Annotated in this window: 18 protein-coding genes and 2 riboswitches; of the genes, 12 read left to right on the forward strand and 6 right to left on the reverse strand. The window is 51.8% G+C overall.

Annotation, left to right across the window (positions count from 1 at the left end; genetic code table 11):
- Positions 1 to 3 precede the first annotated feature (3 nt).
- The 6 genes from carA to pyrE are packed head-to-tail and all read left to right on the forward strand — an operon-like array spanning position 4 to position 7365.
- Entirely contained in the window at positions 4 to 1083 is a 1080-nt protein-coding gene (carA, locus tag CTH_RS05535; protein ID WP_107753292.1) for a glutamine-hydrolyzing carbamoyl-phosphate synthase small subunit, read from the forward strand.
- A 1-nt stretch (position 1084) separates the two neighbouring features.
- Positions 1085 to 4333: a carbamoyl-phosphate synthase large subunit gene (carB, locus tag CTH_RS05540; protein WP_078664860.1), complete on the forward strand. Its 3249-nt coding sequence runs from the start codon at positions 1085 to 1087 to the stop codon at positions 4331 to 4333.
- 18 nt (positions 4334 to 4351) lie between these two features.
- Positions 4352 to 5131 carry a dihydroorotate dehydrogenase electron transfer subunit gene (locus CTH_RS05545; protein ID WP_078664859.1) on the forward strand — a complete coding sequence of 260 codons (780 nt, stop codon included), beginning with the start codon at positions 4352 to 4354 and terminating at the stop codon, positions 5129 to 5131.
- Positions 5124 to 6053, forward strand: coding sequence for a dihydroorotate dehydrogenase (locus CTH_RS05550; RefSeq protein WP_078664858.1), 930 nt, complete (start codon positions 5124 to 5126; stop codon positions 6051 to 6053). Before CTH_RS05545 ends, CTH_RS05550 begins: the two co-directional genes overlap by 8 nt.
- A complete protein-coding gene (pyrF, locus tag CTH_RS05555; protein WP_107753294.1) occupies positions 6053 to 6790 on the forward strand; it encodes an orotidine-5'-phosphate decarboxylase in 738 nt (245 codons plus the stop codon). Before CTH_RS05550 ends, pyrF begins: the two co-directional genes overlap by 1 nt.
- Positions 6784 to 7365: an orotate phosphoribosyltransferase gene (pyrE, locus tag CTH_RS05560; RefSeq protein WP_078664856.1), complete on the forward strand. Its 582-nt coding sequence runs from the start codon at positions 6784 to 6786 to the stop codon at positions 7363 to 7365. Before pyrF ends, pyrE begins: the two co-directional genes overlap by 7 nt.
- A 33-nt stretch (positions 7366 to 7398) precedes the next feature.
- On the opposite strand, the gene CTH_RS05565 is transcribed toward pyrE, so the two are convergent.
- Positions 7399 to 8241 (reverse strand): MetQ/NlpA family ABC transporter substrate-binding protein, encoded by an 843-nt coding sequence (locus CTH_RS05565; protein ID WP_078664855.1) that lies wholly within the window; start codon positions 8239 to 8241, stop codon positions 7399 to 7401.
- A 431-nt stretch (positions 8242 to 8672) separates the two neighbouring features.
- On the opposite strand from CTH_RS05565, the gene CTH_RS05570 reads away from it, so the two are divergent.
- On the forward strand, positions 8673 to 9884 hold the full coding sequence (locus CTH_RS05570; protein WP_318262819.1) for an IS110 family RNA-guided transposase: 1212 nt from the start codon (positions 8673 to 8675) through the stop codon (positions 9882 to 9884).
- A 139-nt stretch (positions 9885 to 10023) separates the two neighbouring features.
- Here the strand turns inward: CTH_RS05570 and CTH_RS05575 are convergent, their stop codons facing one another.
- The 4 genes from CTH_RS05575 to CTH_RS05590 all read right to left on the reverse strand — a co-directional run bounded on the left by CTH_RS05575 (position 10024) and on the right by CTH_RS05590 (position 14264).
- Positions 10024 to 10683 carry a methionine ABC transporter permease gene (locus CTH_RS05575; RefSeq protein ID WP_079906603.1) on the reverse strand — a complete coding sequence of 220 codons (660 nt, stop codon included), beginning with the start codon at positions 10681 to 10683 and terminating at the stop codon, positions 10024 to 10026.
- Entirely contained in the window at positions 10673 to 11701 is a 1029-nt protein-coding gene (locus tag CTH_RS05580) for a methionine ABC transporter ATP-binding protein (protein WP_107753297.1), read from the reverse strand. Before CTH_RS05580 ends, CTH_RS05575 begins: the two co-directional genes overlap by 11 nt.
- Before the next feature lie 63 nt (positions 11702 to 11764).
- Positions 11765 to 11871, reverse strand: a riboswitch (SAM riboswitch).
- Between the two features lie 70 nt (positions 11872 to 11941).
- On the reverse strand, positions 11942 to 13171 hold the full coding sequence (eam, locus tag CTH_RS05585) for a glutamate 2,3-aminomutase (protein ID WP_079906605.1): 1230 nt from the start codon (positions 13169 to 13171) through the stop codon (positions 11942 to 11944).
- Between the two features lie 108 nt (positions 13172 to 13279).
- Positions 13280 to 13411, reverse strand: a riboswitch (cyclic di-AMP (ydaO/yuaA leader).
- A gap of 49 nt (positions 13412 to 13460) precedes the next feature.
- Positions 13461 to 14264, reverse strand: a complete 804-nt coding sequence (locus tag CTH_RS05590) for a hypothetical protein (RefSeq protein WP_079906606.1) — start codon at positions 14262 to 14264, stop codon at positions 13461 to 13463.
- 116 nt (positions 14265 to 14380) lie between these two features.
- Between CTH_RS05590 and CTH_RS05595 the strand changes: the two genes are divergently transcribed.
- Both CTH_RS05595 and CTH_RS05600 read left to right on the forward strand, forming a co-directional pair.
- A complete protein-coding gene (locus CTH_RS05595) occupies positions 14381 to 15082 on the forward strand; it encodes a cytochrome c biogenesis CcdA family protein (RefSeq protein ID WP_078664850.1) in 702 nt (233 codons plus the stop codon).
- A 13-nt stretch (positions 15083 to 15095) separates the two neighbouring features.
- Positions 15096 to 16094 (forward strand): uroporphyrinogen decarboxylase family protein, encoded by a 999-nt coding sequence (locus tag CTH_RS05600; RefSeq protein WP_078664849.1) that lies wholly within the window; start codon positions 15096 to 15098, stop codon positions 16092 to 16094.
- 186 nt (positions 16095 to 16280) lie between these two features.
- Here CTH_RS05600 and CTH_RS05605 read toward each other — a convergent pair whose 3' ends face one another.
- A complete protein-coding gene (locus tag CTH_RS05605; RefSeq protein WP_078664848.1) occupies positions 16281 to 17330 on the reverse strand; it encodes a YkvI family membrane protein in 1050 nt (349 codons plus the stop codon).
- Between the two features lie 62 nt (positions 17331 to 17392).
- On the opposite strand from CTH_RS05605, the gene CTH_RS05610 reads away from it, so the two are divergent.
- From CTH_RS05610 to CTH_RS05620, 3 genes are read left to right on the forward strand one after another with little or no spacing between them, the layout of a single operon-like run.
- The gene (locus CTH_RS05610) at positions 17393 to 18955 is read left to right on the forward strand and encodes an alkaline phosphatase family protein (RefSeq protein WP_079906608.1); all 1563 of its coding nucleotides are present in this window, start codon (positions 17393 to 17395) and stop codon (positions 18953 to 18955) included.
- On the forward strand, positions 18952 to 19365 hold the full coding sequence (locus CTH_RS05615; protein WP_078664846.1) for a gamma-glutamylcyclotransferase family protein: 414 nt from the start codon (positions 18952 to 18954) through the stop codon (positions 19363 to 19365). Before CTH_RS05610 ends, CTH_RS05615 begins: the two co-directional genes overlap by 4 nt.
- Entirely contained in the window at positions 19304 to 19960 is a 657-nt protein-coding gene (locus tag CTH_RS05620) for a class I SAM-dependent methyltransferase (RefSeq protein ID WP_078664845.1), read from the forward strand. The genes CTH_RS05615 and CTH_RS05620 overlap by 62 nt, the downstream gene beginning before the upstream one ends.
- Positions 19961 to 19964: the final 4 nt, after the last annotated feature.

The following is a 19964-nucleotide window of genomic DNA, read 5'->3' on the forward strand; positions in this document are numbered from 1 at the left end:
AGCATGGACGGCTTTTTGATACTGGAAAATGGCGCGGTATTTCAGGGCAAAGCTTTTGGCGCACCGGGGGAGAAAACCGGGGAAGTGGTGTTCAACACTTCTATGACCGGTTACCAGGAGATTTTGACTGATGCCTCCTATTGTGGTGAAATTGTAGTTATGACCTATCCCCTGCAGGGTAATTATGGCATCAATGCCGAGGATTTTGAGCATAAACAGTCCTTTGTCCGGGGCTTTGTGGTCCACGACCTCTGTGATGAACCCAGTAACTGGCGCAGCCAGTCCAGTTTGCACCGCTTTCTGGCCGAACGGGGGATTGTAGCCCTGCAAGGTATCGATACCCGGGCCCTGACCCGGATGCTAAGGCAGAAAGGCACCATGCGGGGCTTGATTACCACCAGCAAGGCGCCACTGGAAGAATGGTTGCAGACAGTGCGACAGGCTCCTACCCTTTCCATGGAGGAGCCGGTACCTACAGTTACCTGTGCCGCGCCTTATCAGGTGGAAGGAGGCGCAGGACCGCATATCGTGGTTATTGACTGTGGAGCCAAAGGCAATATCATCCGCTCCTTGCGGGAAGTGGGGGATTGCCGCATTACAGTAGTGCCGGCCCGTACTGGTGCGGAAACCATCCTGGCCTATCAGCCGGACGGGGTGCTGATTTCCAATGGTCCCGGCGATCCGGAACGGGTACCTTATGTGATCAAAACCGTACAGGAATTGCTGGGGAAAGTCCCCCTCTTCGGCATCTGTCTGGGCCATCAGATTCTGGCCCTGGCCTGCGGGGCCAGAACCTACAAGCTGAAATTTGGCCATCGGGGTGCTAACCACCCGGTACAGGATCTGGAAACAGGTCGGGTTTACATCACGTCCCAGAATCATGGCTATGCCGTAGCAGAGGATTCCCTGGCTGGCTTACCTCTGCGGGTGACCATGAAAAACCTCAATGATGATACAGTGGAAGGGATCAGGCACCTGCAATATCCGGCCTTCAGTGTGCAATATCACCCGGAGGCTTCGCCCGGACCGCGGGATAACCTCTATCTTTTTGAACAGTTCTTGACTCTGGTGGGGAGGGGATAAGATGCCGAAACGGAAAGATATCAAGAAAATCATGGTGATTGGCTCCGGCCCCATCATCATCGGCCAGGCGGCGGAGTTTGACTATGCCGGCACCCAGGCCTGCCGGGCCTTGAAGGAAGAAGGCTATGAGGTGGTCCTGATTAACTCCAACCCGGCCACCATTATGACAGATAGCAATATGGCCGACCGGGTCTATCTGGAGCCATTGACTCCAGAGTTTGTGGAGGCAGTATTGCGCAAGGAACGGCCCCAGGGACTGCTTCCTACCCTGGGAGGACAGGTGGGGCTGAATCTGGCCCGCAGTCTGGCCCAGTCCGGGGTGCTGGAGGAACTGGGCGTGGAATTGCTGGGAACGCCCCTGGCGGCCATTGAAAAAGCGGAAGACCGGGAATTATTCCGCAGTTTGATGGCTGAGCTGGGGGAACCGGTTCCGGCCAGTGAAATTGTGGAGCAATGGGAAGAGGCCCGGGCCTTTGCCGAAAAGATTGGTTTTCCCCTCATCATCCGGCCTGCTTACACTTTGGGCGGCACCGGTGGCGGGATTGCGCATAACTGGGAACAGCTGGAGGAAATTGTCCGCCGGGGCCTGAAGCTGAGTCCTATCGGCCAGGTGCTGGTGGAACAGAGTGTGGCAGGCTGGAAAGAAATAGAATATGAGGTGATGCGGGATAGTGCCGATAACTGTATCACCATCTGTAATATGGAGAATATCGACCCTGTGGGTATCCACACCGGGGACAGCATAGTGGTGGCTCCCTCTCAGACCCTCAGTGACAAGGAATACCAGATGCTGCGGTCTGCGTCCTTGAAAATCATCCGGGCCCTGGGTATTGAGGGAGGCTGTAATGTCCAGTTTGCTCTGGACCCCCATAGTTTCCGCTATGTGGTGATTGAGGTAAATCCCCGGGTCAGCCGTTCTTCCGCTCTGGCCTCCAAGGCTACCGGCTATCCCATCGCCAAGGTGGCAGCCAAAATTGCGGTAGGATTGACTCTGGCGGAAATTCCCAATGCGGTAACGGGTAAAACCAAAGCCGCCTTTGAACCAGCCCTGGATTATTGTGTGATCAAGATTCCCCGCTGGCCTTTTGATAAATTCACCACAGCAGACCGCCATCTGGGCACTCAGATGAAGGCTACCGGCGAGGTGATGGCCATAGACCGTACTTTTGAAGGGGCCCTGCAAAAAGCGGTGCGCTCTCTCGAAATCGGGCTGGATGGCCTCTATCACCCCCGGCTGGCGGCAGCAGCAGATGCCACTCTCTGGCATAAAGTAGAAAATCCCGATGATGAGCGGCTATTTGCTATAGCCGAGCTCATCCGCCGCGGGATGGAAGTGGATGAGCTCCATCAGCGCAGCCGGATAGACCGCTGGTTCCTGCGCAAAATCCGCAATATTGTCAATTTCGAATTTGCTATCAGCGCCTGGCGGGGCAAGCCTCTGGATGACAGTCTGGCCCGGCTCTTGCAACAGGCTAAAGCCTGGGGGTTCAGCGATTTCCGGCTGGCCCGCTTACTGGGACTAAAGCCGGAGAAGATGCGGGATTTGCGCAAACTGCTGGAAGTAGCCCCTGTTTATAAAATGGTGGACACCTGTGCGGCGGAATTTGAGGCGGAAACTCCCTATTATTACTCCACTTATGACCAGGAAGATGAAGTAGAGAGCAGCCCGCGGCCGAAAGTGGCGGTGCTTGGCTCTGGCCCTATCCGTATCGGCCAGGGGATTGAGTTTGACTATTGTTCCGTACATGCCGTCTGGGCTTTGCAGAAAGCCGGTTATGAGGCGGTGATTATCAATAACAACCCGGAAACGGTTTCCACCGATTTTGATACTGGAGACGCCCTCTACTTTGAACCCCTGACGGTAGAGGATGTCCTCAATGTGCTGGAAAAGGAAAAGCCCCTGGGCGTGCTGGTGCAGTTTGGCGGGCAGACGGCCATTAACCTGGCCGCTCCCCTGGCCCGGGCAGGGGTGAAAATCCTGGGAACGACGGTGGAAAACATTGACCGGGCCGAAGACCGGAAGAAGTTCGATCAGGTTCTGGAAGACCTGGACATTCCCCGGCCCCCGGGCCGCACAGTCTTCTCCGTTGATGCTGCCGTCAGGGCCGCTGAGGAAATCGGTTATCCGGTACTGGTGCGTCCCAGTTATGTCCTGGGGGGCAGGGCAATGGAAATAGTCTACAACCAGGAAGAGCTGCTGACCTATATGGAATGGGCAGTGGAAGTCAACCCGGAACACCCGGTGCTGGTGGATAAATATGTGGTGGGCAAGGAAGTAGAGGTGGATGCCATCAGTGACGGGGAAACGGTGGTAATCCCCGGCATTATGGAACATATCGAGCGGGCAGGGGTACACAGCGGTGACTCCATTGCCGTTTATCCTGCCCTGCATCTGGGACCGGAAGTCATTCGGCGCATTGAGGATTATACCATCCGCCTGGCTCGCCATCTGGAAGTGAAAGGTTTATTAAACATTCAGTTTGTCCTGGATGGAGAGACAGTGTATGTAATTGAGGTTAACCCCCGTTCCAGCCGGACGGTGCCCTATCTGAGCAAGGTAACGGATGTACCAATGGTGGAACTGGCTACCCGGGTAGCCCTGGGAGAAAAACTGGCCGACCTGGGCTACCGGACCGGACTGGTACCGGCCAGGGATTTTCATGCCGTCAAGGCCCCGGTTTTCTCCTTTGGTAAACTGACCCAGGTGGAAACATCCCTGGGACCGGAAATGAAGTCCACCGGGGAAGTGCTGGGGGTTGACCATGAATATACCATGGCCTTTTACAAAGCCCTGCGGGCAGCAGGCTGGCAGCTTCCCCGGGAAGGCACGGTCCTGCTCACAATTGCCGATAAGGACAAGGAAGAAGCCCTGGAGCTGGCCCGCTCATTCCTGGATCTGGGGTATAAATTGCTGGCTACGGGTGGTACCTGGCGATACTTACAACAAGCTGGATTGCCGGTAGAAAAGGTCAACAAAATCCGGGAAGGCAGCCCCCATATTCTGGACTACCTGCGGGAGGATAAAATCCAGCTGGTAATCAATACCATGACCAGAGGCAAGGTGCCCCAGCGGGATGGCTTCCAGATTCGCCGGGCAGCAGCCGAATATGGCGTCCCCTGTGCCACTTCTCTGGATACGGCCCGGGAGATGCTAAAAGTGCTGGCTGACCTTACCCGGGGCCAGAAATGGCAACTGGTCGCCCTGCAGGATTACCCGCGCCTGGGCCGAGGAGAAAGACAGTGGTATTAAGGAAAGGAGGTCAGTCCAGTGGCCGGGACCGGAGTATATAACGGGAAAATCCTGGAACACCGCCATCTCAATGATTATTACAGTCTTTTAACCATAGAAGTACCGGAAATCGCCATGTATGCCAAACCGGGACAATTTGTCATGGTAGCTTGCCGGGAGCAGGGGAGTCTGGATCCCCTGCTGCGCCGGCCCTTGAGCTTGCATAATATCCTCGCCGATGATGGGCAGATCCAGCTGCTCTACCAGCTACGGGGTAAGGGAACAACCTGGTTATGGCAGCGTAGACCCGGGGAAACTTTAAGCCTGCTGGGCCCGCTAGGCCGGGGCTTTCGTCTGCCTCCTGAGGTTAACAAGGCAGTGCTGGTGGGAGGAGGAATTGGCAATGCTCCATTGCTGCCCATTGCCCAGGTGCTGGCCCAGTTTGAGCTGGAAAGCCGCTTTTTCACCGGCGCCAGAAGCGAGGCCCATCTGGTAGGGGTGGAACCCATCGCTGCTCTGGGCATTCCGGTACATATTAGCACTGAAGATGGTTCCGTCGGTCGGCAGGGCCTGGTTACCGAGGAGCTGGCAGTTTATCTAGAACGGGAAAGGCCGGACTATCTCTATGCCTGTGGTCCTTTGCCCATGCTTAAAGCGGTAGTTAAACTAGCCCGGCAATATGGTATGGCCGGACAGGTTTCCCTGGAAGAGACTATGGCCTGTGGCATTGGCATCTGCCTGGGCTGTGACTGTGGTGGCAAAAAGGTCTGTAAGGAAGGGCCGGTCTTTGCCATCGAGGAGGTGGTGCTGAATGACTGAGCCCAACCTCACTACCAGCCTGGGGGCTTTGCAGCTGGCCAATCCGGTACTGACAGCTTCCGGTACCTGCGGCTTCGGGCTGGAACTCACTCCTTTCGGAGATTTGAACCAGCTGGGGGGAGTAATCCTGAAAGGCACTACCCTTACTCCCAGAGCAGGCAATCCAACTCCCCGTCTGGCAGAAACACCGGCCGGGGTTCTCAACGCTATCGGACTGGAAAACCCGGGGATAGAAGGATTGTGCCGGGATGTCCTGCCTCGGCTCACTGCTTTTCAATGCTCTTTTCTGGCCAATATTTCCGGCAATACAGTAGAGGAGTACGGGGAGCTGGCTGCCCGCCTGGAGGGAGAAGCGGTGATTGCAGCTATTGAAGTCAATGTCAGTTGTCCCAATGTCAAACAGGGGGGCATTATGTTCGGCACCCAGGCTGAAGCCCTGGCCGAGGTAACCAGAACGGTTAAAGCCCATACCACCAAACCGGTGATAATCAAACTTACCCCCAATGTAACGGACATCGTGGCTCTAGCCCGGGCTGCTGCTGAAGCAGGGGCTGATGCCCTTTCCCTGATCAATACCTTGCAGGGAATGGCCATTGATATCCGGCGCCGACGGCCGGTACTGGCCAATATTTTTGGGGGTCTGGCCGGACCGGCCATCAAGCCGGTGGCTTTGCGCTGTGTCTGGCAGGTTCATCAGGCTTTACCGGAAATGCCTCTGCTCGGTGGCGGAGGTATTATGAGCGGGGAGGATGCCATCGAATTTTTCCTGGCCGGTGCCAGTGCGGTCAGCATCGGTACTGCTACCCTGGTGGACCCCCGGGCTCCCTGGCGGATCCTGGCGGAAATCGAGGAGTTCTGCCGCCGGGAAGGGGTCAGGGATTTGGGTGAACTCATCGGGGCCGCCCACAGGAAGGAGGAATAATGGCCGTGGAAAAACTGATTCTGGCCCTGGATGTAGATACACTGGCGGAAGCCCAGCGCCTGGTCAGCCTCACTGCCGACTATGTAGGTATGTACAAAGTGGGGATGCAGCTTTATTATAGCTGTGGCCCTGAGTTGCTCAGCTGGTTTCGCCAGAATAACCTCAGAGTCTTTCTCGACCTGAAACTGCATGATATTCCCAATACTGTGGAACAGGCCAGCCGGGTTCTGGCCAGCTATGGGGTGGAGATGTTCAATGTCCATGCCGCCGGGGGACCAATCATGCTGAAAGCAGCTCTGGCCGGGGCTCAGGCCGGTGCAGTAGCAGGCAAGCGGCCACTGTTGCTGGCGGTTACCGTCCTGACCAGTTTTAGCCAGAGCGAATGGGAAGCCACTCTGGGGCAAAAAGAGGAAATCGGCCAGCGCGTCCAGGCCTGGGCCCGCCTGGCCAGGCAATGCGGCCTGGATGGCGTGGTAGCTTCTTCCCGGGAACTGCCTTTAATACAGCAAGCCTGTGGCCCTGAATTCGTTACTGTTATCCCCGGCATCCGTCCTCTTTGGGCGGCAGCAGGGGACCAGCAGCGCATCATGACCCCGGCCCAGGCTCTGCGGGCAGGGGCCCATTATCTGGTGGTAGGACGGCCGATTACCGGCAGTGCTGATCCTCGCGAGGCAGCACGCCGGGTGGCAGAGGAAATGGCTGAGGCTCTAGCAGAGGGAGGTAAGATGAGATGTTAAGTCAGGCTGATGTGATTGCCATTTTCGAGAAATGTGGTGCTTTACTGCAGGGACATTTTTTGCTGACCTCAGGAAAACACAGTGACCGCTACCTGCAATGCGCCCAGGTTTTACAATACCCTGAATATACCCGCATGATCTGTGCCAGTCTGGTGGAACAACTGGGGGAAGAACCGGAAATAGATGTGGTAGTAGGACCGGCTATGGGTGGAGTGATCGTAGCTTATGAAATCGGACGGCAGCTGGGCAAACGGGCTCTGTTCACGGAACGGGAAGAGGGGAAAATGCGGTTGCGCCGCAATTTCAGCATCAGGCCGGGAGAACGGGTGCTGGTGGTAGAAGATGTTATCACCACCGGCGGTTCTGTTCAAGAGGTTATTGATGTGGTCAAAGCGGCAGGAGGAGAAGTGGTAGGGGTAGCCGTTCTGGTGGACCGCAGTAACGGCAGGGCTGATTTTGGCGTACCCCTCTACAAGGCACTAACTGTGGCAGCAGTGGCCTGGGAACCGGAAGTCTGTCCCCTTTGCCAGGCCGGGGAACCGGCAGTCAAACCGGGTTCGCGGGGTTTAAAATGAGAGAGAGGTCCCGGATTTGGGACCTCTTTTCCTTTACAGGGGCAGAACTGCTCCCTGATACTTCTCTTCAATGAATTTCTTGATTTCCGGGCTGAGCAGGACTTCACCCAGAGCCTTGATAGCTTCCTTGTTCTCGTCCCCTTTACGAACAGCGATAATATTGCCAAAGGTTTGGGCAGCCTCACTGTTCTTGTCTTCAGAAACCAGGGCATCCTTACCGGCGTTCAAACCGGCCTCGACAGCATAGTTACCATTGATGACTGCCAGATCCACATCAGGCAGGGAACGGGGAATCTGGGCGGCATCCAGTTCCTGGATTTCCAGCTGTTTGGGGTTTTCGATAATGTCCTGTTTGGTGGCCTTTAAGCCTACTCCGGGCTTGACTTTGATCAGACCGGCCTTTTCCAGCAGGAGCAGAGCCCGGGCTTCATTGGTGGGGTCATTGGGCACTGCGATTTTGGCCTTTTCCGGCAGTTGAGCCAGGTCTTTGACTTTACCGGGGTAGATACCCATCGGCTCGAAGTGAACTTTGACGGTATAAGTCAGATCCAGCTTGTTTTCCTTACTGAAGTCCTCCAGATAGGGGACGTGCTGGAAGTAATTGGCATCCAATTCACCATTAGCCAGGGCTTTGTTAGGCAAGATGTAGTCAGTAAACTCCACAATTTCCAGCTTGATGCCTTTTTTCTCCAGCAGCGGCTTGGCTGCTTCCAGAATTTCCTTGTGGGGAACGGGGGTGGCACCTACTTTAAGTACTACTGTTTCTTTGGCAGCGGGTTGTTCAGCTGCCTTTTCCTGCTGGCCGCCACAGCCGCTGATTAATCCTGCCAGCAGGGCCAGACCGGTGATGAGAGTCAGAGCTTTGCGTTTGAACATTTTTGTTACCTCCTCGTATCATATATTTAGAGATTTAACCTGAACGGTAATATTAACCGTTCATTTTTTGTACCAAATTTGTTCTTTAAAAACTGGAAATTAGACTTCCATTTTGCTGCTGTTCCAGGCACAATGTAATCGTGAGATTGCTTTCTGGGTAGGTATTCGTCCTCCTTGAGGCTTGACCTTTTGAAAAGAGTGACCCCCAGCTCATGGTCTGCACTTTTTACGCGTAGGTTGCACAGACCTATTGTTTCCCCGCCCGTGTGCAGCAGAACGGACGGAAGCAGGTTCTTTAGGTTTAGTGCTCATTCCCGGCGAGGTTGCTGACCGGCCATGATGCCTGGGTCCCAGCAGCAATTTTCATTATACTTTCTTTATGAAAGCGAGGTGATACTGTGAGAAACCTTTTTGTCGGCATTGATGTCAGTATGAAAGATTTTAAGGTTCAATTTATGGACCACCTGGGAGAAACAATCACTAAACGCCAGCGTTTCTCAAATGATAATCCGGGCATGGAATCTCTGGTTCAACTTATCCTCGAAATTTGCCAGGCTAATGATATAGGCTGTGTTATGGTCGGGTTGGAAGCAACTTCAGTGTATAGCTGGCATCTGCAAATGGGGTTAACCTCTGACACCCGGCTAACTCCTTATAACTGTCAGGTATATTCCTTTAATCCTAAAGTAGTAGCTAATTTTAAAAAGGCTTATCCTGACCTTCCCAAGAATGACTGGACAGATGCCTGGGTAATTGCTGACCGGATTCGTTTTGGCCGTCTCCCGGAAAATAGCCAGGTCGATTTTCGTTATCTCCCTTTACAGCGGTTAACCAGGTTCCGTTATCATCTGATGCAGACTATTAGCAGGGAGAAAAACTATTTTCTCACTAATCTTTTTCTCAAGTTTAATACCCTGCAACAAAATGAGGTCTTCAGTAACCTGTTTGGCGCAACTTCAGAGGCAATTTTAACCGAGTTCCTTTCTCCTGAAGAAATTGCGGCTCGACCGCTTGAGGATTTAATTGATTTTCTGATGGAGAAAGGTAACAAGCACTTTTCAGATCCCAAAGCTACTGCTGAAGCGCTTAAAAAGGCTGCTCGTAATGCTCACAGGTTAAGGGGAGATCTTCTGGAACCGGTTAACTTGATCCTGGCTACAAGCCTTGAAACCATTAGATGCCTGGAAAAGCAGGTCAAAACCATTGATAAAGCCATTGCCAGGGAATTGGCTAACTTTAAGCACACGCTTGATTCTGTCCCAGGTCTTGGTCCTGTAATGTGTGCAGGTTTAATTGCTGAAATCGGTAATATTCACCGTTTTAATAACGATTCAGCATTGGCGAAATTCGCCGGTTTAACCTGGCGTAGCCATCAATCAGGTGAATTTGAAGCAGATGAAACGCCGCTAACCAGGACGGGTAATGCTTATTTGCGCTATTACTTTGTACAAGCGGCCAATCTGGTTCGGCAACATGAGCCTGAATATCGGGATTTCTATGCCCGAAAGTACCGGGAAAGCAAAACCCATCATCATCGCCGCGCCTTGGTTCTCACAGCACGCAAGTTAGTGCGTATGGTTGATGCTCTGCTGCGCAGCAACCAACTTTACATGCCCCAGGGGCAAAGGAGGGATTCAAACTAAGGACAACCCAAAATCTGTTTTACATTTTTGTAACTTGTTTCCAAATATATTAGGGAACAGGGTGGTTTTTTTGTTGCCTTTTTTAAAAAACTAAACTAGAAAATATTGACCTTATGGTCTTGACATATTACCGTAGGTCTTATTTATGTTTTTTATTGTATAGCTTGGCAAGATAGTTGCCAAAACTTTGAATGACTTGAACCAGAATAACCAGCACCGCGATGGTGGCCAGCATGATCTCGGTCTTATAGCGATAATATCCGTATTTGACCGCCAGGTCCCCCAGACCGCCGCCGCCGACAAAACCAGCCATGGCTGAATAACCGATGAGGGTAATGGCTGTAATGGTGGCACCCAGAATCAGTGAAGGGATGGATTCTGGCAACAGGACTTTAAAAATTATCTGGAGCGGGGTTGCTCCCATGGCTAAAGCTGCTTCCACCAGGCCGCGGTCCACTTCTTTGAGAGATGTTTCGACCATCCGGCCGACAAAAGGAACAGCACCAATGACCAGGGGCACTGTGGCAGCAGTAGTGCCAATAGATGTTCCCACCAGTAACCGGGTCAGAGGGATAACTGCCACCAGCAGGATAATAAAAGGGATGGAGCGGGTGGCATTGACGATAGCTCCCAGAGTCCGGTTGAGGAGAGGGCTTTCCCAGATGTGTCCTTTTTCAGTTGTTACCAGGATTACTCCCAAGGGCAAACCAAAGATATAGGATAGTACCAGAGCGATGCCGGTCATATACAGGGTTTCCCCCAGGCCTACCCAGAGCAGTTGCAATTCATTAGAACTCATATTCCAGCACCTCCACCTTTAGCCCGGTTGTGTGTAAGTAGCTAAGGGCCTTTTCCACTTCCAGGGAGTCACCGCTGATGTCCAGAGTCAGGATGCCCAGGGGTTGTCCCTTGATATAGTCGATATTGCCGGCCATGATATTTACTGTTACAGCGAATTTTTGCCCCAGGGTGGCCACTATCGGTTCAGCGGCATTGACGCCGGTAAAGACAAGCCGAACCAGGCGGTGAAAACCGGGCCGGTGGACAATCTGCCGGTAGAAGTCTGATGGCAGGTCCAGCTGATACAGGCTTTCGATAAAGGCTCTGGTGGTCTCCCGGGTGGGGTGGGCAAACACATCCAGTACCGGGCCGGATTCGATAATTTCTCCAGCTTCCATGACATAGACGGTATCACAGATTTCCTTGATCACATCCATTTCATGGGTGATAAGTAAAATGGTCAGTCCCAGCCGCTGATTGATATCCAGCAATAATTGCAGGATAGACCGGGTGGTGGCAGGGTCTAAGGCTGAGGTTGCCTCATCGCATAACAGGACACTGGGATTGCTGGCCAGAGCCCTGGCGATGCCAACCCGCTGTTTTTGGCCTCCACTGAGCTGGGCCGGATAGTTGTCGGCCCGATCGGTCAAGCCAACCAGCTCCAGCAATTCATCGACGCGCTTTTTGATTTCCGCCCGGGGTACACCGGCGATTTCCAGGGGGAAGGCGATATTTTCCCGCACGGTACGAGAAGAAAGTAAGTTAAAATGCTGAAAAATCATGCCCATTTTGCGCCGGGCCTGGCGCAGCTGTTCACCCCGCAAGCTGGTAATCTCCTGTCCATCGACGACAATGGTACCTGTAGTCGGAGTTTCCAGCAGGTTGACACAGCGGATGAGTGTACTTTTTCCGGCACCGCTGTAACCGATGATGCCGGCGATTTCCCCTTTGGATACAGACAGGTTAATATTTTTCAGGGCCTGTACCGGTCCATTGGGGCCTTGAAAAACTTTACTTAGTTCAGTAATTCTGATCATTGCTACCTCTCCTGTGCTAAAAATTAAAGGCACCCGAGAGGTGCCTTTTTATACAGGTTACCTCTCTTATCTCTCAGGCAGTTTGCCTGCAGGAATTGGCACATTTCCGTCTCATAGACGGCTGTTGCCGGGTTTCATCGGGCCAGTCCCTCCACCTCTCTGGATAAGAGTCTTATCCCTATGCGTTTATCGTAAGCCAACGATAAATAAATTATCAGGTATTACAGGAAGTGTCAAGAGTTAAAACTCAATTTTTATTAATTTATTTTCCCAGGTACGTAAAATGGCATGATCTTTGGCTATTACTTTAGCGTAGTCAGGACTAACGGGGATTTTACCAAGACCACCTGGTGCGTTTACGATATACTGGGGAACTGCCAGGCCAGAAGTTTGGCCTCGCAATTGGTCAATAATTTTTATTCCTGTGGTAATGGGGACACTGAAGTGAGCTGTACCCAGTACTTTTTTGGGATGGAAGATATAATAGGGACGGATTCGAACCTTGAGTAACTCCTGGTTCAGCTTTTTCATGACATGAGGATTATCATTAATACCCCTTAATAACACGGCCTGGTTGCCCAGCACCACTCCGGCCTTAATCAGGCGGTCAATGGCCTGTTTAGCTTCAGGGGTGACCTCTCGGGGATGGTTGAACTGGGTATTTATATATATAGGCGGATGCTTTTCTAATATAGCGGCCAGCTCTGGAGTAATGCGCTGGGGCAGGGTTACCGGTGCCCTGGTGCCGATGCGCTTGATTTCCACATGGGGAATCCGATCCAGCTCGGTTAATAACCAGTCCAGACGGGAATCGGAAAGCAACAGGGCATCACCGCCGGTAATCAGCACATCCCGGATTTCCGGGTTTTTCCGAATGTAATCCAGGGCCTGTTCCAGCTGATCCAGGGCCAGATGGCGATCGATTGTACCGATATTGCGTCTTCGCTGGCAATGCCGGCAGTACATGGCACACTGGTTGGTAACATTGATAATTAATCGATCAGGATAACGCCTGGTAATGCCGGGAGCAGGGGAAGAGTATTCTTCACCCATGGGATCAAGTTCTCCTTTTTCATCCTGCAGTTCCTGGATTTGAGGGATGGCTTGCAGACGCACCGGATCATCGGGGTTGTTCCAGTCCATTACAGCCAGGTAATATGGTGAAATGGCCCAGCGAAACCTTTTTCCAATGGTGTTTAAATCAGCTATCTTTTTTTCGGATAAAGGAATAAATTGCGCCAGTTGCTCCGCTGTAGTAATACGGTTACTGATTTGCCATTTCCAGTCCTGCCAGTTATGTTCTGAAGCTTGAAATGCTGTCAGGATACGTTCCTTTTGCTGAAGGAATTGTTCAAAAGTAGTGAACCCGGTTGGAATATGGTCTTTTATTTTCAGATAATCCTGGATGGTATCCTTTAGCTCACTGGCTCTGGACAGGGAAATGGACAACCTGGTATCCAGCTGTAACATAATTATCCCTCCTCTTCTAAAAATGTAAAATAAAAAACCCCGTAATTAACGGGGTTTTTGGCGCAGACAAAAGCTATCTAAACCACCTGTCAGTACTGACGGTGGCTGAAAACCTCTATCAACGCTTACGAAGTTAGCTGACGGATTCGGGCCGATAGCTAGCCCTACGCCAAAAGGCGATTCACCCCGAAAAAGTGGTTCCCCCGCTCTTCCATCAGGAAGATTCAGCGTTATCCTATTCAATTTTTTAATATTAGTATATCTTAAACAAAGTGAATTGTCAATGTAATTAGTTGGCGACAGACAAGTCTGTCCGCTGAGCGATAGTCATGGCTACAGGTTGATTGATTATAATAGCACCTGCAGCTACTAGATCTTTTAGCGCTTGCTGGGTTGCCAGAGTCAACTCGCGCGGATGGTTAATCCGGGTAAAGATATTGATTGGGCCTGACTGGTTCAGGACCTGGCAGAGTCCAGCAGTAATGCGCTGGGGTAAGACTGCCGGGGTTCTAGTAACGATGCCGACAGAGCGGATATGGCTTATTTTCCTGATTTCTCTTAACAACCATTCCAGGCGGCGATCAGAAAGCAAGAGGGCATCACCGCCAACCAGTACTATTTCCCGGATTTTCTTCTGCTGAGCCAGAGCATTAAGGGTAGATTGCAACAAATCTAGAGCCAGATGCCGTTCAATCAAGCCCTGCTGACAGGTCAGGGTACAATAGCTGCAATAGATGGCACACTGATTGGTTACTGTCAGCAGATACCTGGTCTCTTTTTTATCCAGCCCGACAGGACAGCCAGCCACGGTTTTGTCCCGCCAGGGCAGAACTTGCAATTTGAGTGGGTCATCAGGCTGTTCCCAGTCAATGGCTGCCAGGTAATGAGGGGTGATGGCCCAGCGTCTATGGGCTGAAGCATTTCTAAGCAGAGAAATTTCCTTTTCAGTTAAAGGGAGAAAATGAGCCAGGTCAAGAGGACTGGAGATGCGGTTAGCCAGATGCCAGCGCCAATCCTGCCACTCAGCCTCGCTGGCCTGCAGGTGCTTAAGGATAATGGATTTTTGCTGCTGGTACTTCTGGTTTCGTTCCATCTTCACTCCTCCTTTCCAATCATTCTATATACATCAGGAATGGTCAAAAAGTCAATGCCTTTTTGCAATTTTTCTGGTATAATTAGATAGAAAACTTGAGCGAAGGGGTGTTAATCTTGACCAATGTATCGGGTTGGCTGGCTTTTGCCGCTGGTGTAGTTTCCTTTGCTTCACCCTGTGTATTACCTTTGATTCCCGCCTATGTAGCTTATCTGGCTGGCAGTACCCAAAATGCCACTCTTGCCGAGGGGAAACGGCTCAGACTTTTAACCAGGGCGCTTTTGTTTATTCTAGGTTTTTCATTGCTTTTCATTTTGCTGGGAGCATCTGCCAGTGCAGTGGGCAAACTACTGTTGCAATATAAAGACATATTACGCCGAATAAGCGGGGCATTGATTATCATTTTTGGCCTGTTTATGACAGGGCTGCTGCCACTGGAGATGTTCTACCGGGAAGTGCGCTGGCAGGCCACTCCCCGGGCTGGTGGATTAGGGGCTTTTTTGCTGGGCCTGGCCTTTGCGGCCGGCTGGACTCCCTGTGTGGGGCCTATCCTTTCGTCTATCTTGCTTTATGCCAGTACGGAGGCTACTGTCAATAAAGGCATTTATTTACTTTCCCTTTATTCTCTGGGACTGGGTTTACCTTTTCTGGTTACTGCCCTGGCTGTTGACAAATTTCAGTCGGCATTAAACAGGATGGCCAGGTTTTTGCCCGTGGTTTCCCTGGTGGCCGGGGTGATTATGATCATCCTGGGGATCCTGATTTTTACCAATAAACTGGGGCTGATTGCCGGATATTTTTCCTGGTTGGCCATCTAGACGGGGTGAGAGGATGGAAAAGAGGGAAATAGTTTTCCAGGTGTTACAAGGACTCAAACCAGAAGTAACTCCCTGGGGAGAACTGCTGGCTCCTGCTGACCTAACCGGTTCCACCTGGGAAGAGAAAAGTCAGTTCTGGCAACAGTACGGCGCTTTCCTGGTCGTGGAAGGGCCGGAGCGGCCAGCGCCTCAGGATACCGGGCTGGAAATCGAAGGCAGAAGAATCTGGCTGGATGAATGGGGACGTTTTTTCTTCTGGTGGGAAGATTGCCCCCTTTATGTGGAACCGGCGGTGGATTTTTTGCGCTGGGAAACTACCATTAACTGGCCGGAAGCGACTGCATACGATTACGGTTATTTCAGGCGCTGGCGGCAGGAGAGTGACCTGTTTGTCTTTGCCCTGCTGGATGGCCCATATCAGCTGGCCAGTACGCTGGTGGAGTATACCGCTTTCCTCAATGCCTGTGAAAACAATACGGAGAAGATGGGGCAGTTCTGGCAGGCCCTGGGGGAATACCAGCTGGAACTGGCCCGGCTGGCCATTCAGGCCGGGGCCCAGGGGATAATAATCGCCGATGATTTTGCCAATCAGCTGGGCCCGGTAGTACCAGGCCATATTCTGGCGGTAGCTCTGTTTCCTGTTTATGATTTCCTGGCCCGGGAGTTAGAAAAGGATGGTATACCGGTATTATTGCATTGTGATGGGGACTTGCGTTCCATCTTGCCAGCCCTGACCCGTACCCGCTTACGGGGCATACAGGGACTGGAGTGGGCCTGTGGCCAGGATCTGGGCGATGCGGAACTGGTCAAGTTGCTAGGGAACCTGCTGGTGATGGGTAATCTGGATCCAGGCTGGCTGGAAGGGAATATCAGCCCGAAGGAATTTGAACAAAGGCTGGCGAAGGTCTGTGCTGCTGGTCGCACATTGCCGGGTGGGCATATTCTCGCCACCAGCAGCGGGTTAACCCGTAGAACCAGGAAGGAGTATCTGGATTTATTAAGCAAGAGATAAAAAAGGGGCAGGGCCAATTTCCGATCACCCTGCCTTTAAAAACATTACAAGAAAATATATGAGTTATGGGAGGTAAGAAGGGAGAAATAGCGTTGCGGAGGCAAGTGATAGTGAAGGTGTTCACTTAACCTCGACACAGTAATGATAACACTTATTTGCTCTTTTGGCAAGAGGTTGGCAAAAAATTTAATTTTTCAGAAAATGATAGGATAGGGCCAGCAGAAAAGCAAGTCCTGCATACCCTAGCAGGGGATAGAGGGTTTCTACCAGTAAGCTGAAAGGATAGTGGGAAAAGAGAATGGCTGCGGCCAGCAGGATGAAAGACCAGAAGAGGGGAGGTTTACCCCATTTATCCTGTAAACGGACAGCCAGACCAAAGAGATTGGCAATCATGGTAGTGAAGATTTCGGTCCACAGCACCAGGATAACAATCAGGCGGATAAAAAATGGGTGTGGCTTGACAATATACAGGATAGGGATTTCGAAGTCCAGGATCTGGGGAAAATGAACCAGCACCACCAGGGCAATCAAAACAGTAAGCAAGCCTATCCCGAGCGCACCCAGCCAGGCTCCCAGATAAAGGGGGCTGCTTTTTTGACTTTGGCCACCCAAAGGGGCTAAAATAGTGGCAGATAAAATCAGATTATAGGAGAGGTATAAAAGGGAAGCCAGCAGCCAGTGGGGCGCTACTCCTGGGCTGGCGGGAGGTTGGGCCATTACTTCCCAGCTCAGGCCGTGATAAAAGAGGGAATAAAGGCTGATCCCCAGAACCATAAGGATCAAGAGGGGCACCAGCCAGGCATTGGCGGCCAGGATGCCGCGAACACCAAAAAAGAGAACCAGCAAGGCGAGCAAGGCAGCCAGAAGAATTCCCCACCAACGGGACAGGCCCAGATGTTCTTCAAAGACAGCTCCGGAAGCTGCAAGCATGATTAGCAGGGTGGAAAAAAGAAAGGCATTGAGCAGCCAGTCGAGAAAACTACCCAGCAGGGGGCCAAACAGCAGACGAAAGAGAGCAGCGTGGCTGCTGGCATTAATTTGCCAGGCAAAGCGCATGACCAGCATACCAAAAAAGCCAAAGCCGAAAGTGGCCAGTAAAATGCCCCAGAGGCCCTGGGTGCCGTAGGAAGAAAAAAACTGCAGGGTTTCCTGACCGGAGGCAAATCCTGCACCTACCATGGTACCAATATAGGTGGCGGCAATTTGCCAGGTAGAAAAATTTTCTTTTTTAACCATGCACTTACCTCCTGCTTCAGTGTACAATTAAAATATATGCAGGAGGGATAGGGGAGAAGAAGATGCAATCCATACCTGTTTCTGTCAGTAAACAGAAAAAGGTGATATTGATTATTATTGACTCCCTCAATCCGGCTGTGGTCAGGGATTGCCTGGAGCAGGGAATGGTTCCAGGACTGGAGTTTCTGGTCAGGCGGGGACGGATTTTTTACGATTGTGTCAGTGTTTTCCCCACCATGACCCCTACCTGTACCAGTTCCATTGTTACTGGTACCTACCCGGATTTACACCAGGTTCCCGGATTTGTCTGGTTCAGCCGCTGGGAGAAGCGGATGATTAACTATGGCGCCAGTTTTACGGCTATCTGGAAATTGGGCCTGCCTACAGTGATGCAGGACCTTATCTTTAACCTCAATGGGCGGCAGTTAAGCCGAAGAATAAAAACTGTGTATGAGCTGCTGGAAGATCAGGGATTAACGACTGCGGCCATAAATTTCTACATTTTTCGCGGCCGCCAGGTTTTTGAAACCAGAATTCCCTGGCTGATTAACCTCCTGACCAGATTTCGCCTGGCTGGCAGGTTAATGGGGCCCAGTCTGCTGGTACTGGGCGAAATCTGCCGTCCGGCCAGGTTGTTTAAAGATGATGAATTCTGGGCTCCGGCCGGGCCGCTGAATAAATTCGGTGTTAATGATGAATTTTCCGGGACAGTGACCAGCTATCTGATCAGCCATGGGCATCAGCCGCCCTTGATGCTGGTCTATTTGCCCGATAATGATGGATACTGTCATCGCCATGATCCCCTGACTGCCTATGAGAGCCTGATGCGGGCCGATCGGCAGATTTGTAAAATTCTGGATGCCTATCCCAGCTGGGAACAGGCTCTGGCTGAAACGGTATTTATCGTAACGGGAGACCACAGCCAAAGCAGGATATTAAACAGTCCGGAAGCTATTATTGACTTGCCCGCTTTGCTGGCTCCTCTGAAACAGGTTCCCCTGGGTCGCAAACTGGCATTGCCTGGGAAGGATATTGCCATTGCTCCCAATGAACGGGCGGCCCATATCTATATCCTGCGTCGTAAGCCCCTGAAACGGGCCCGGGTCATGCAAAAACTGCTGGAGCTCCTGGAAGGGGATAGCCGCATTGATCTGATTCTCTGGAAAGAGGAATGGCAGGGGATGACCAAATTCTGGATCAAAAATGGTAATCGGGCTCTCTGGTTTGTTAAAGGAGGCACTGGCCGAGATCTTTACGGTAATAGCTGGCACTGGGAAGGAGACCTGTCCGCTATCGATGCCAGGGTGGAAGGGCAGTATCTGAAGTTCGGCCAGTATCCCGATGCTTTTCGCCGTATTTCGGCCCTGCTGCGATCCCGCAATGCCGGGGATGTGGTCATTACTGCTGCGCCGGGTTATGAATTTGGTGGCCTGGGGTCACCTTTGCATCTGGGCTTTGGCAGCCATGGTTCTCTACATGCCGTCGATTCCCTGGTACCGTTGATTGTCTGTGGCGCTGAATGGCAGAAGGAACATCCCCGGCTGGTTGATCTGGTACCCTGGCTACTGAAATATTTTGGCATACCTTATCCTGATTATTTAGTGAATGAGGAGGGTCACAATTGAACCAGGGAATTAAAGTATTCGTTTATGGTACATTGCTGAAAGGCCAGTCCAATCACAGGCTATTGCACAGGGCACTGGCTGGTCCGGTGGCGGCTGAGGTATGGGGCTATGCCCTTTATCAGGTAACACCAGCCTATCCGGGAGCAGTACCGGATGAAGCAGGCAAAATCAAAGGGGAGATCTACTGGGTTGATGAAGAGCTGCTGCGGGAACTGGATGAACTGGAAGATTACGATCCAGATACCCATAGTGGCTTATATATCCGACAAAAAACCAGAACAGTGGATCAGCAGGAGGTATATATCTACGTCTGGACCGGACCGGTTCGACAGGAATGGGAGGTGCCATATGAACAGCAACCCTGGCACTCAGATTGGGCCGGTGATCAAAACCCGGGAACTGGAAATTGATCTGGGCGGCAAAGTCCTTAATTTTACTGTAGTGGCCAATAGTGAAGAAATTTTACCCCATACCCTGCCGGATGGAGAATCTCCCGTTTGGGTGGAGTTGTGGCCTTCGGCCCTGGCCCTGGCCCGCTGGTACTGGCAGGGGGAGGATTTGACCGGTAAAAAGGTACTGGAGCTTGGGGCAGGCCTGGGGTTGCCTGGAATTGTGGCGGCTCTCAAAGGGGCATGGGTTATCCAAACTGACTATATTCCTGCCGCCGTGGAGCTGGCCCGTCAGAATGCCCTCAAGAACGGGGCGGCAGCTAATATGGTTCAGCAAGTGGCAGACTGGCGTCAATTTAACATCCAGGAAAAGTTCCATATAATTACCGGTTCCGATTTTATCTATCAGCCGCTAAATCATCCGTATCTGGAGCAAATCTTTAATAACAATTTGCTACCAGGGGGGAAACTGGTTATTGCTGAATATGGCCGGGTGGATGCCCTGCGATTTTTGCAGTTTTTGGAGCAGCAGGGCTGGCAGGTCGAGCAGCAAATCTGGCCAGTGGAGCAGGGGGGCTATACTTATAAAATCAAAATTTTTCAGCTGCAAAAATAAAAGG

The organism is Carboxydocella thermautotrophica (assembly GCA_003054495.1).
In the GTDB taxonomy this organism is placed as follows: Bacteria; Bacillota.

What these genes read in the sequence shown, in the direction of transcription:
- carA (WP_107753292.1), top strand. Translation starts at nt 4, where the DNA reads ATGGACGGCTTTTTGATACTGGAAAATGGCGCGGTATTTCAGGGCAAA.
- carB (WP_078664860.1), top strand. Translation starts at nt 1,085, where the DNA reads ATGCCGAAACGGAAAGATATCAAGAAAATCATGGTGATTGGCTCCGGC.
- CTH_RS05550 (WP_078664858.1), top strand. Translation starts at nt 5,124, where the DNA reads ATGACTGAGCCCAACCTCACTACCAGCCTGGGGGCTTTGCAGCTGGCC.
- pyrF (WP_107753294.1), top strand. Translation starts at nt 6,053, where the DNA reads ATGGCCGTGGAAAAACTGATTCTGGCCCTGGATGTAGATACACTGGCG.
- pyrE (WP_078664856.1), top strand. Translation starts at nt 6,784, where the DNA reads ATGTTAAGTCAGGCTGATGTGATTGCCATTTTCGAGAAATGTGGTGCT.
- CTH_RS05565 (WP_078664855.1), bottom strand. Translation starts at nt 8,241, where the DNA reads ATGTTCAAACGCAAAGCTCTGACTCTCATCACCGGTCTGGCCCTGCTG.
- CTH_RS05570 (WP_318262819.1), top strand. Translation starts at nt 8,673, where the DNA reads ATGAAAGATTTTAAGGTTCAATTTATGGACCACCTGGGAGAAACAATC.
- CTH_RS05575 (WP_079906603.1), bottom strand. Translation starts at nt 10,683, where the DNA reads ATGAGTTCTAATGAATTGCAACTGCTCTGGGTAGGCCTGGGGGAAACC.
- CTH_RS05580 (WP_107753297.1), bottom strand. Translation starts at nt 11,701, where the DNA reads ATGATCAGAATTACTGAACTAAGTAAAGTTTTTCAAGGCCCCAATGGA.
- eam (WP_079906605.1), bottom strand. Translation starts at nt 13,171, where the DNA reads ATGTTACAGCTGGATACCAGGTTGTCCATTTCCCTGTCCAGAGCCAGT.
- CTH_RS05590 (WP_079906606.1), bottom strand. Translation starts at nt 14,264, where the DNA reads ATGGAACGAAACCAGAAGTACCAGCAGCAAAAATCCATTATCCTTAAG.
- CTH_RS05600 (WP_078664849.1), top strand. Translation starts at nt 15,096, where the DNA reads ATGGAAAAGAGGGAAATAGTTTTCCAGGTGTTACAAGGACTCAAACCA.
- CTH_RS05605 (WP_078664848.1), bottom strand. Translation starts at nt 17,330, where the DNA reads ATGGTTAAAAAAGAAAATTTTTCTACCTGGCAAATTGCCGCCACCTAT.
- CTH_RS05610 (WP_079906608.1), top strand. Translation starts at nt 17,393, where the DNA reads ATGCAATCCATACCTGTTTCTGTCAGTAAACAGAAAAAGGTGATATTG.
- CTH_RS05620 (WP_078664845.1), top strand. Translation starts at nt 19,304, where the DNA reads ATGAACAGCAACCCTGGCACTCAGATTGGGCCGGTGATCAAAACCCGG.